Origin of the sequence: Melaminivora sp., from assembly GCF_032059615.1 — a bacterium.
GTDB lineage: Bacteria > Pseudomonadota > Gammaproteobacteria > Burkholderiales > Burkholderiaceae_C > Melaminivora.
This window is the reverse complement of the sequence record NZ_DAMCAM010000079.1, coordinates 1-11,346: the sequence shown is the minus strand read 5'-3', so window position 1 is coordinate 11,346 and position 11,346 is coordinate 1. Positions and strand designations below refer to the sequence as shown.

At 69.7% G+C, this 11,346-nt stretch carries 9 protein-coding genes; 4 read left to right on the top strand and 5 right to left on the bottom strand.

Features of this window, described 5'->3' with window-relative positions; translation table 11 throughout:
* Positions 1-922 (bottom strand): branched-chain amino acid ABC transporter permease (locus RT051_RS13430; protein WP_313077461.1); only part of this gene is annotated, 922 nt, incomplete at its 3' end.
* A gap of 198 nt (positions 923-1,120) precedes the next feature.
* A complete protein-coding gene (locus RT051_RS13425) occupies positions 1,121-2,431 on the bottom strand; it encodes a replication-associated recombination protein A (protein ID WP_313077460.1) in 1,311 nt (436 codons plus the stop codon).
* 124 nt (positions 2,432-2,555) lie between these two features.
* On the opposite strand from RT051_RS13425, the gene RT051_RS13420 reads away from it, so the two are divergent.
* Positions 2,556-3,182: a uracil-DNA glycosylase family protein gene (locus RT051_RS13420; protein ID WP_313077459.1), complete on the top strand. Its 627-nt coding sequence runs from the start codon at positions 2,556-2,558 to the stop codon at positions 3,180-3,182.
* Here RT051_RS13420 and RT051_RS13415 read toward each other — a convergent pair.
* Entirely contained in the window at positions 3,176-4,168 is a 993-nt protein-coding gene (locus tag RT051_RS13415) for a hypothetical protein (protein ID WP_313077458.1), read from the bottom strand. The two genes, RT051_RS13420 and RT051_RS13415, sit on opposite strands and share 7 nt — an antisense overlap.
* 163 nt (positions 4,169-4,331) lie before the next feature.
* On the opposite strand from RT051_RS13415, the gene RT051_RS13410 reads away from it, so the two are divergent.
* Together RT051_RS13410 and RT051_RS13405 are read left to right on the top strand one after the other, a co-directional pair.
* Positions 4,332-6,512 (top strand): hypothetical protein, encoded by a 2,181-nt coding sequence (locus tag RT051_RS13410; protein WP_313077457.1) that lies wholly within the window; start codon positions 4,332-4,334, stop codon positions 6,510-6,512.
* Positions 6,509-7,150 (top strand): response regulator transcription factor, encoded by a 642-nt coding sequence (locus tag RT051_RS13405; RefSeq protein WP_313077456.1) that lies wholly within the window; start codon positions 6,509-6,511, stop codon positions 7,148-7,150. The genes RT051_RS13410 and RT051_RS13405 overlap by 4 nt, the downstream gene beginning before the upstream one ends.
* A gap of 9 nt (positions 7,151-7,159) precedes the next feature.
* On the opposite strand, the gene lolA is transcribed toward RT051_RS13405, so the two are convergent.
* Positions 7,160-7,801: an outer membrane lipoprotein chaperone LolA gene (gene lolA, locus RT051_RS13400; RefSeq protein ID WP_313077455.1), complete on the bottom strand. Its 642-nt coding sequence runs from the start codon at positions 7,799-7,801 to the stop codon at positions 7,160-7,162.
* Between the two features lie 5 nt (positions 7,802-7,806).
* On the bottom strand, positions 7,807-10,284 hold the full coding sequence (locus tag RT051_RS13395; protein WP_313077453.1) for a DNA translocase FtsK 4TM domain-containing protein: 2,478 nt from the start codon (positions 10,282-10,284) through the stop codon (positions 7,807-7,809).
* A gap of 121 nt (positions 10,285-10,405) precedes the next feature.
* Between RT051_RS13395 and trxB the strand changes: the two genes are divergently transcribed.
* Positions 10,406-11,346 (top strand): thioredoxin-disulfide reductase (gene trxB, locus RT051_RS13390; RefSeq protein WP_313077452.1); only part of this gene is annotated, 941 nt, incomplete at its 3' end.

Sequence of the window (11,346 nt, the reverse complement as noted above, 5' to 3'; positions counted from 1 at the left end):
GGTCGGCCACGCGCTCGCCCAGCAGGCCCGAGGGGCGCAGCGTGAGGATGATGATGAGCACGATGAAGGCGAAGATGTCGGTGTAGTGACTGCCCAGCACCCCGCCCGTGAGCGTGCCGATGTAGCCCGAGCCGATGGCCTCGATCAGCCCGAGCAGGATGCCGCCGATGACCGCGCCCGCCAGGTTGCCGATGCCGCCGAACACCGCCGCCGTGAAGGCCTTGAGCCCGGGCAGAAAGCCCATGGTGTGCTGCGCCGTGCCGTAGTTGGAGGCATACATGATGCCGGCGATAGCCGCCAGCACCGCGCCGATGATGAAGGTGGCCGAAATGACCATGTCGGGCTTGACGCCCATGAGGGCGGCCACGCGCGGGTTCTCGGCCGTGGCGCGCATGGCGCGGCCCAGGCGCGTGTAATTGACGAGGTACACCATGGCCGACAGCGCCACCACCGTCACGCCCAGGATCAGGATCTGCGTGGAGGTGATGACGGCGCCGCCGAGCTGGAAGGGCGTGGCCGGCAGCAGCGTCGGGTAGGGCTTGTAGTTGGGCTTCCAGATGATCATGGCCAGCGTCTGCAGCAAGAGCGACATGCCGATGGCGGTGATCAGGGGCGCCAGGCGCGGGCTGTTCCTGAGCGGCTTGTAGGCCACCTTTTCGATGACGAAGTTGAGCGCCGCCGCCACCACGCAGGCGATCAGCGTGGCCAGCAGCAGGATGGCCCAGCCCGGCGCGCCGGGCATGGCCTGCTGCATCAGGCCGATGCAGCTCCAGCTGGTGAGCGCGCCGATCATCAGCACCTCGCCGTGGGCGAAGTTGATGAGCTGGATGATGCCGTACACCATGGTGTAGCCCAGGGCTATCAAGGCGTACATGCTGCCGAGGACCAGACCGTTGATGATCTGTTGCAGCAGGATGTCCATAAGTCGAGTCCTTCGTGGGTGACGCGCGCAACCGGCAGACAGCAGTTCTCGGCGCAGCCTTGTGGGCCGCCCGCCGGCGAATAAAAAACCCGCCAGGCAAGGGACTGCGCGGGTTTCAGGATGAAATTCTGTCACGCCTGCGGTGAACTTCCGCGCACGGCGCCGGCGGGGTTTTCCCTTGAAGGAGGGGCTGGAGGGTCAGTCCCCGGGCGGCGCCGACGCGGCGTTGCGCGCGCGCAGCTCCTCGAGCTTCTGGCCGATCTTGATCTCCAGGCCGCGCGGCACGGGCTGGTAGAAGCCGGGCGGCGCCATGCCATCGGGCAGATAGCTCTCGCCGGCGGCGAAGCCCCCCTCCTCGTCGTGCGCGTAGCGGTAGCCGCGGCCGTAGTCGAGCTGCTTCATGAGCGCCGTGGGGGCGTTGCGCAGGCGCAGCGGCACGGGGTGCGTGCCACCCGCCTTCACGAAGGCGCGCGCCTTGTTGTAGGCGGCGTAGCCGGCGTTGCTCTTGGGTGCCATGGCCAGGTAGAGAACGGCCTGCGCCAGCGCCAGCTCGCCCTCGGGGCTGCCCAGGCGCTCATAGGTCTGGGCCGCGTCGTTGGTGATCTGCATGGCGCGCGGGTCGGCCAGGCCGATGTCTTCCCAGGCCATGCGGATGATGCGCCGGGCCAGGTAACGCGGGTCGGCGCCGCCATCGAGCATGCGCACCAGCCAGTACAGCGCGGCGTCGGGGTCGGAGCCGCGCACCGACTTGTGCAGTGCGCTGATGGTGTCGTAGAACTGCTCGCCGCCCTTGTCATAGCGGCGCATCTGCTCGCCCAGCACCGACAGCAGCCACTCGTCGGTGATGCACGACAGCCCGCTTTGCTCGGCCGTCACGGCCAGCGTCTCGAGCTGGTTGAGCAGGCGCCGCGCGTCGCCGTCGGCGTAGGCCACCAGGCGCTGTCTCGCCGCGTCCTCGATGGCCGGCAGCGCCTGCGCCTGCCGGGCCCGGCCGATGATCTGCTCCATGTCGGCGCTCGTGAGCGGCTGCAGCACGTACACCGTGGCGCGCGACAGCAGGGCCGAGTTGACCTCGAACGACGGGTTCTCGGTGGTGGCGCCAACGAAGGTGAAGAGCCCGCTCTCGACGTGCGGCAAAAAGGCGTCTTGCTGGCTCTTGTTGAAACGGTGCACCTCATCGACGAAGACGATGGTGCGCTGCGCCATGAGCCCGTCGCGCGCGGCCTCGGCCTGCTGCACCGCCTCGCGGATGTCCTTGACGCCGCCCAGCACGGCGCTGATGCTGATGAACTGCGCGTCGAACGCCTCGGCCATCAGCCGCGCGATGGTCGTCTTGCCCACGCCCGGCGGGCCCCACAGGATGCAGCTGTGCGGCCGGCCCGATTCGAACGCCAGGCGCAGCGGCTTGCCCGGCCCGAGCAGGTGCTGCTGGCCGATGACCTCGCCGAGCGAGCGCGGGCGCAGGCGCTCGGCCAGGGGTTGGTGGAGGGCAACGGGAGAGGCTTTCACGGGAGAGAAAAAGGTGGTGCGGCGGCTGGACACGCCGTGCCCGCAGGCACGGCGCGTGCTCTGCCATGGTAGCGGCACGGCGCGCCGTCCTGCCCCACAATGGCCGCTTTCCGAAAGCTCTCCCTTGCCTGCCTCCGCCTCGCCTTCCGCCACACAGGCCGCGCTCGATGAGCTCTTGCCGCGCATCCGCGCCTGCACCCTGTGCACGCCGCACCTGCCCCTGGGTCCGCGCCCGGTGCTGCAGGCCGGCAGCGGCGCGCGCATCCTGATCGCCAGCCAGGCCCCGGGACGCAAGGTGCACGCCACGGGCGTGCCGTTCGACGACGCCAGTGGCGAGCGCCTGCGCGACTGGCTGCAGCTGCCGCGCGAGCTGTTCTACGACCCCGCGCGCGTGGCGATCGCGCCCATGGGGTTCTGCTACCCCGGCAAGGGCGCCTCGGGCGACGCGCCGCCGCGCCCCGAGTGCGCGCCCACCTGGCGCGCGCCGCTGCTGGCGCTGCTGCCGCGCATCGCGCTGACCGTGGCGGTGGGCCAGTACGCCATCGCCTGGCACCTGCCGCAGCTGCGCGGCCGGCCACTGGGCGAGGTGGTGCGTGCCAGCATCGCCACGCCCGACGCGCCGGTCATCGCCCTGCCCCACCCCAGCCCGCGCAACAACGGCTGGCTCAAGCACAACCCCTGGTTCGAGGCCGAGGTGCTGGCGCTGGTACGCGCGCGGGTGGCCGAGGCGCTGGCGCCAGGCGCTTACTGATAGGTGTAGACCACGTCGTAGGGCATGGACGTGGAGATCGGTGAGGTCACCACCACCACGGCGCTGATCCGTCCGACGCTCCCGCTGAAGGAGCAGCTCCTGATATCCACCCGTCCGGAAGCACCCTGCATGGTCTGTGACAGGCCCTGGGGATTGGCCGGGTCGTTCACCCAGCCGCAAAACTCCTCCTGGGAGGTCGGCATGGGCACGTTGCGCACGACCACGGGGGGCATCGCGAAACCGCTGGCGGTGACGTTGAGCGTCAGCGTGTGGCTGCCGCCAGAAGGGCCGTCGACCACTACGCCGCCAGGGGAGACGGTGACACTATGGTGGGTCTCCCTCAGGGTGACGCGGAAGCTGTCCGGCATGCTGAAATCCACCGTGGCGGCCGAGGCGAGCAGCGTCTGGTAGCTCATGCCCAGGCGTTCCAGGGCCAGACGCAGCGCCTCCAGGACATCGTCCATGGCGTCCTGGCGTTGCGCCTTGAACACGTCTGCAACCGGGTCGATGCCGTGGAGGGCGTCCAGCCCCAGCGCCTTGCGCAGGGACTGCAGCGACTGCTCCAGTGCGTTGGCCGTCGCCACGCTCCAGTCCACGGGACCGCTGTTGCCCCACCAGACAGCTGGACTCTGCCCTGCCAGGTGCGCCACCATGAGATCGGTCAGCGGCGTGACGTTGGTGTTGCCGAAACGCAGGGCCACCGAATGGTAGGCCTGCCCCGCTGGCAGGTTTCCGCCCTGCACGCGCACCGCGCAGGGCAGTGTCTGGCCCGTGGTGTCCACCTCCCATGTGCCGGTGCTGCTGGTGGTGGCCAGCAGCGGCGCCGAAGCACCCCGGCACAGCACCTGTACGGCGCCGCCCTGGATGGGGGCGCCGGTTGCCGCCGTGCCCGAAAGCGTGGTGACCACCGGCGCGGACGGCGCGGCGCCCGCCGCCGGACCCGCGGCGGTTCCGTCGCTGCCGCCGCCGCAGCCGGCAAGGCCCATGGCGAGAAGGCCCGCACCCGCCCAAAGCGATGGGCGGCGTACCGGTGAGAAATAAGGATGGCGCATGTCTTGTCCTTTCCATAAAGTATGCACAGCCCAACCATTCTTCCGGCGCCGCTCCCGGGCGGCAATCCCGCGTTCGCGGGGGAGGCGCCGCTCTGCCGTGTACGCACATCCCCCTTCGCTGCGGCTCTTCATTGCCCTGGGCTACTGCCTGGGTGCCACGCTGCTCGCAGTGGCGCTGGCACGGCAGCTGCCCTGGCTGGGGCTGGAACTGGCGCCCGGCCCGCAGCAGCAGGTGCACGTCGTGCGCAGCCAGGCCCCTTCGCCGCCCCTGCCGGTCGGGGCGCAACTGCTGGCCCTGGGCCTGCCTGGTTCGCCTGCCATGCCTGTGCAGGCGCAGGACCTGATCGAAGACCCCGATGCGCTCGCAAGCTACGCGCAGATGGACGATTTCTTCGACCGCCAGGGCCGGCTGGCGCGCGTGCTGCAGTCCCCGGTGGTGGCGGTGTCCTGGCGCGCCACGCCCGGGGCCGAGCCAGTCCTAACGTACGTGTCGCCACAGCGGCGACCCCTGCGCAGCCTGCCAGCGGTCTTCTGGTTCCAGGCAGCGGTTTCCACACTGGGCTGCCTGATCGCTTGCTGGGTCTGGGCCCTGCGTCCCCGCGACTGGGGAGCCACCCTGTTCGGCGTAACCGGCCTGTGCTTTCCACTGTTCGCCATGCCGGCCGCCGTCTACAGCAGCCGCGAGCTGGCCTTGCCGCAGGGCCTGTTTTCGACCCTGAGCGCCATCAACCTGTACGGCGCGGCCCTGTTTGGCGCAGCGCTGGTCGGCATTTTTTTAGTCCATCCACGGCCCCTGGTGCGCCCGGCCTGGCTGGCCCTGCCACTGGCCGGCTTTTCCCTGTGGTGGTGGGCGGACCTGCTGCGCCTGCCGCCGTCGCCGGACCTGGGCATGCGCCTGGCCGTCATGATCGAGATGCTGCTGGCGGCGGCGCTGGCGGGCGTGCAGTGGCGTCGTACCCGGGGCGATGCCCTGGGGCGTGCCGCGCTGCGCTGGCTCAGCCTTTCGATGCTGGTCGGCAGCGGCCTGTTCATCACGCTCGTCATCGCCACCACAGCGCTCGGCTGGCTGCCCGCGGTACCCCAGGGCTACGCCTTCGGCTTCTTCCTGTTCATCTACGTGGGCATCGCCCTGGGCCTGCGGCGCCACCGCCTGTTCGAACTGGACGAATGGGCGCTGCGCATGCTTTTGTGGGTCGGCGGGGCCCTGGCGCTGGTGGCCGTGGACGCGGCGCTCATCGCATTGCTGGACTGGTCCTCCACGGCGGCGCTGGGCGTGTCGCTATGGCTTTGCGGCGTGCTGTATTTCCCGGCGCGGCAATGGCTGTGGCAGCGCCTGGCGCCCGACCCGAGGCAGCGCATCCAGGACGCCATGCCCGACGTGGTGCGTATCGCGTTGCAGCCTTCGCGGGCGCGACAGGAGTCGCTCTGGGACGATTTGCTGCGCCGCCTCTACGCACCCCTGGACCTGCAGAGCAGCGGGCCGCAGGAGCCAGGAGGCGTGCAGGTGCGAGACGACGGGCTGGCGCTGCAGGTGCCGGCCTGTGGCGGCATGCAGGGGCGGCTGATGCGCTACCCGGCGCAGGGCAGGCGCCTGTTCTCCAGCAAGGACATCACTTTTCTGGATGCTCTGTGCCAGCTCATGGACCAGGCGCGCGCGGGGCGTACGGCCTACGAGCTTGGCGCCCGCGAGGAGCGCCAGCGCATCGCGCGTGACATGCACGACGACGTCGGCGCGCGTCTGCTGATGCTGATCCACCGTGCCAGTTCGCCCGAGCTGGCCGAGCTCGCGCGTGCCGCCATGCACGACCTGCGCACCGCATTGCACACCATGGACGTGTGCGATGCACCCCTGGCCGACGCCCTGGGCGACTGGCGCGCCGAAGCCGAGGCGCGTTGCGAGGCCGCGGGTGCGGATCTGCATTGGTCCACCGATGACCCCGCTTCAGCGCGGGAGCTGCTGCTGCCCGCGCGGCACCGGGCCGCGCTCGAACGCGTCCTGCGCGAAGGCCTGTCCAACGCACTGCGCCACGCGCGGCCACGGCGCGTCTCGGTGACCATCGCCCTGCGGCCGGGCGATGTGCTGGACATCCAGCTACGCCACGATGGCGATGTCGGCGAGCCCGGCAACTGGCCTGCCGGTCGGGGACTGAGCGGCATGCGCCAGCGGCTGATCCCCTACGATGGCCAGCTGCACATCCGGCAGGCGCAAGACGGATGGGCCGAGCTGTCCATCCGGCTGCCGCTGTCCGTGCCTGGCGACCTTCCACGCCTTTCATGAAGAACGTTTTGCTCGTCGACGATCTGCCCGACGCACTGGCCCTGCTCGGGACCGCAGTGCGGGCCGCCTTTCCCCGCGCCTGCTGCACCTGCGCCGCCAGCGTGGCCGAAGCCCGGGCAGTGCTGTCGCACGAGGTGTTCGACCTCGCGCTGATCGACCTCGCCCTGGGCGATGGCCATGGTTGCGAAGTGATCGACCTGCTCACGCGCCATCAGCCGCACTGCGCCGTCGTCGTCGCCACCATCCACGACGGCGACGAACAACTGTTTTTGGCGCTGCAAGCGGGCGCGCAAGGCTATCTGCTCAAGGACCACCCCACAGGCTGGCTGGCCCAGCAGCTGCAGGGTATCGCGCGGGGTCAGCCGCCGCTGTCGCCAGCCATTGCACGCCGCTTGCTGCGCCATTTCCAGCCGGCGCCGCCTGCGCCCCGGCCGGCAGACGATCGTGGACAGCTCAGCAGCCGCGAGCGCGAGGTGCTGGGCTTGCTGGCGCAGGGCGTGCGCCTGGCCGACATCGCCGACATCCTGGGCATTTCACGGCACACGGTGGGCGACCACGTCAAGCACATCTACCGCAAGCTCAACATTGGCAGCCGCGCCGAAGCCGCCCTGCGGGCACGGGGCATGGGCCTGGCGTAGCGCCGGCCCTCACTGCCTGAGCACGTCCGCTCCGGCCGGTGTCTTGAAGCTGAAGGTGCCCGACGGCAGCTGCGGATTGAGCTGCATCTGCGCGAAGCGGATGACCGAGCGCTGGCCGAAGCTGTCCTCGATGTCCAGCACCGCCAGCCGCGCGCCATCGAAACCCACGCGCACGCCGCGGATCTGCCCGTCGCTGGCCTTGGGCGTGGCGCGCACCCACTGCAACCCCCCCTCGTCGGGGGCGTTTTCCAGCGTGAAATCGGCGCGCAGCGCGGCCAGGTTGGGGGCCGAGGCCAGCAGCGCCGCAGGCGTGGCGCCCAGGGCCTTGTCCTGGGCACGCTGGGTGACCTGGTTCAGGTCGGCGTCGTAGAGCCACAGCGTGCTGCCGTCGGCGACGATGGTCTGCTCGAAGGGCTTGCGGTATTCGAAGCGAAAGCGCCCCGGGCGCTGGAAGGCGAAGTGCCCGCTGCTTTGCTTGCTGCGCGCGGCCTGGCCGTCCTTGGCCGGCGCCGTCACGGTCTGGGTGAAATCGGCGCTGCCGCTGTGCGCGCCCTTCATGAAATCTTCCAGGCTTTTCAGCCCGTCAGCCCAGGCGCACTGCGCACCTGCAGCTATCAAAAATGTAGTGATCAGAAACTTTTTCAAGGTCATGCGTCCTATTCGCTGCGGGCAGGCACCAGCACCTCGCGCTGGCCGTTGGAGGTGAGGGCGCTGACCAGGCCGGCCTTTTCCATGTCCTCCAGCAGCCGCGCCGAGCGGTTGTAGCCGATGCGCAGCTTGCGCTGCACGTAGGAGATGCTGGCCTTGCGGTCCTTGAGCACCACCTCGACGGCCTGGTCGTACATGGGGTCCTGCTCGTCGCCGGAGCCTTCGCCGCCGTCGCCCAGGCCGCCCGCGCCCTCATCCTCGACGCTACCGCCTTCCAGCACGCCGTCGATGTAGTCCGGCTCCCCTTGTGTCCTCAGGTAATCGACCACGCGGTGCACCTCCTCGTCCGAGACGAAGGCGCCATGCACGCGCACAGGCAGGCCCGTGCCGCTGGCCATGTAGAGCATGTCGCCCATGCCCAGCAGCGCCTCGGCGCCCATCTGGTCGAGGATGGTGCGGCTGTCGATCTTGCTGCTGACCTGAAAGGCGATGCGCGTGGGGATGTTGGCCTTGATCAGGCCGGTGATCACGTCCACGCTCGGGCGCTGCGTGGCCAGGATCAGGTGGATGCCGGCGGCGCGCGCCTTCTGCGCCAGGCGGGCTATCAGTTCTTCGATCTTCTTGCCCACGACCATCATCAGGTCGGCCAGCTCGTCGATCACGACGACGATGTGCGGCAGGCGCTCCAGGGGCTCGGGCGCCTCGGGGTTCAGGCTGAAGGGGTTGGAGATGGATTCCTCGCGGCCCCGTGCCTCGTCGATCTTGGTGTTGTAGCCGGCCAGGTTGCGCACGCCCAGCTTGCTCATCAACTTGTAGCGCCGCTCCATCTCGGCCACGCACCAGTTCAGGCCATGGGCGGCCTGTTTCATGTCGGTCACCACAGGCGCCAGCAGATGCGGGATGCCCTCGTAGACGCTCATCTCCAGCATCTTCGGGTCGATCATCAAGAGGCGCACGTCGCGCGCCTCGGCCTTGTAGAGCAGCGACAGAATCATCGCGTTGATGCCCACCGACTTGCCCGAACCGGTGGTGCCGGCCACCAGGCAGTGCGGCATCTTGGCCAGGTCGGCCACCACCGGGCTGCCAACGATGTCCTTGCCCAGGCCCACGGTCAGCATGCTCTTGGCGTCGTGGTAGACCTGCGAGCCCAGGATCTCCGACAGGCGGATGGTCTGGCGCCGGGCGTTGGGCAGCTCCAGCGCCATGGTGGTCTTGCCGGGGATGGTTTCGACCACGCGGATGGAGACCAGGCTCAGGCTGCGCGCCAGGTCCTTGGCCAAGTTGACGATCTGCGAGCCCTTGACGCCCGTGGCCGGCTCGATCTCGTAGCGCGTGATGACCGGGCCGGGCATGGACTCGACCACCTCGACCTCGACGCCGAAGTCCTTGAGCTTCTTCTCGATCAGCCGGCTGGTCATCTCCAGCGTCTCGGGCGTGACCAGCTCCTGGCGCGCCTGGGCCGCATCCAGCAGGGCCACCCGGGGCAGGCCGCCGTCGGCGCTCTCGGTGAACAGGGGTTTTTGCCGCTCGGGGAGCGCGGGCCGTCCGGACAGGATCATGGCCGGCGCCGCGGGTGCCGCCGTCGTTTCGGGCAGCGGGGCCGCCGGCACGGGCCGGAGCACAGGGGCGGGGGTTGCCGGCGCGACAGCCGGCACCCTGGGCACAGGGGCACCGCGCGGCGCGGGCAGGTCGGGCAGGGAATCGGCCGCCGGCTCGGCGTGGTGCAGTGGCGGCGCGGAGGCGGGCGAGGCCGGCAGGCCCGGCTCGGCGCGGACGGCTGCCTGGCGCTCGCGCTCGCGTGCCGCGCGCCGGCCCGCCGCGGCGTCGCGCACCCGCTCGAACAGCGCGTGCACGGCCAGCGCCAGCGCGTCGATGCGCGCGCCCAGCCGCTCGGCCAGCCCACCCCAGGAGAAGCCGAACACCAGGGCCGCGCCCACCACCACCAGCAGCACGCCTACCAGGCCGGAGCCGGTGAAACCCAGCCATTTCACCGCCAGGGGGCCCGTCATATAGCCCAGCATGCCGCCGGCATGCCCGGGCAGCAGGTCCTCGAAGCGGTACAGGCGCGACCATTCGAGCGCGCTGCCCGCCAGCAGCAGCAGCACGAGGCCCAGCCAGAACAGGCCCAGGCGGCGCAAGGGCTGCCCGGCGCCCTCGCCTCCGCGCATCCAGCGGGCAAGCGACGCCAGCCAGGCCTGCGCCGCGGCGACGACCACCCACCAGATGGAAAAGCCCAGAAGGAAGTAGCTGATGTCCGCGACCCAGGCGCCCACGCGGCCGAACCAGTTGGACGTGGCGTGGCCCGAAACGCCCGAAGTGGACCAGGCGGCGTCCTGGGGGGAATAGCTCAGCAGCGCCAGCAGCCAGAACACCAGGGCCAGCAGCCCCGCCAGCAGCACCAGCTCATGGCCGAAGCGCGCCGCACCGTGGCGGGGCGCACCCCTGGCCGGTGACGAGGCGTTCAGGGTATTGAGGGAATACGTCATACGGGAAAGAGGGCGAAGCTTACCCGATGCCCCGGGCTGAAAACCCCCTGCCTACAATGGCCGGGCGACCTGGGCCGAGCGCCCTCCTTCACCCTTCCACGCTGATCTGACGACGAAGAACATGTCCCTCACCCAACACGCCAAAGTCATGATCCTCGGCTCCGGCCCCGCCGGCTACACCGCCGCCGTCTATGCCGCCCGCGCCAACCTGGAGCCGGTGCTCATCACCGGCATGGCCCAGGGTGGCCAACTCATGACCACCACCGAGGTGGACAACTGGCCCGCCGACCCGCTGGGCGTGCAGGGGCCGGAGCTGATGCAGCGCTTCCTGCAGCATGCCGAGCGCTTCAAGACGCAGATCGTCTTCGACCACATCAGCGCCGTGGACCTGAGCCGGCGCCCCTTCACCCTCACGGGCGACACCGGCACCTACACCTGTGATTCGCTGATCATCGCCACCGGCGCCTCGGCCAAGTACCTGGGCCTGCCGTCGGAAGAGGCCTTCATGGGCCGCGGCGTGTCGGCCTGCGCGACCTGCGACGGCTTCTTCTACCGCGAGCAGGACGTGTGCGTGGTCGGCGGCGGCAACACCGCCGTGGAAGAAGCCCTGTACCTGTCCAACATCGCGCGCAAGGTCACGCTGATCCACCGGCGCGACAAATTCCGCGCCGAACCCATCCTGATCGACAAGCTCCACGAGAAAGTGGCCGAGGGCAAAATCGAACTCAAGACCCACTTCACCCTGGACGAGGTGCTGGGCGACGACTCGGGCGTGACCGGCGTGCGCATCAGGAGCACCGAGGATGGTCGCACCGAGGACATCCAGCTGCAGGGCTGCTTCATTGCCATCGGCCACTCGCCCAACACCGACATCTTCCAGGGCCAGCTGCAGATGGAGGGTGGCTACATCCACACCCAGGGCGGCCACCAGGGCTTTGCCACGCAGACCAGCGTGCCCGGCGTATTCGCCGCGGGCGACGTGCAGGACTACACCTATCGCCAGGCCATCACCAGCGCCGGCACCGGCTGCATGGCGGCGCTGGACGCGCAGCGCTTCCTGGA

What these genes read in the sequence shown, in the direction of transcription:
- RT051_RS13415 (WP_313077458.1), bottom strand. Translation starts at nt 4,168, where the DNA reads ATGGGCCTTGCCGGCTGCGGCGGCGGCAGCGACGGAACCGCCGCGGGT.
- RT051_RS13405 (WP_313077456.1), top strand. Translation starts at nt 6,509, where the DNA reads ATGAAGAACGTTTTGCTCGTCGACGATCTGCCCGACGCACTGGCCCTG.
- lolA (WP_313077455.1), bottom strand. Translation starts at nt 7,801, where the DNA reads ATGACCTTGAAAAAGTTTCTGATCACTACATTTTTGATAGCTGCAGGT.
- RT051_RS13395 (WP_313077453.1), bottom strand. Translation starts at nt 10,284, where the DNA reads ATGACGTATTCCCTCAATACCCTGAACGCCTCGTCACCGGCCAGGGGT.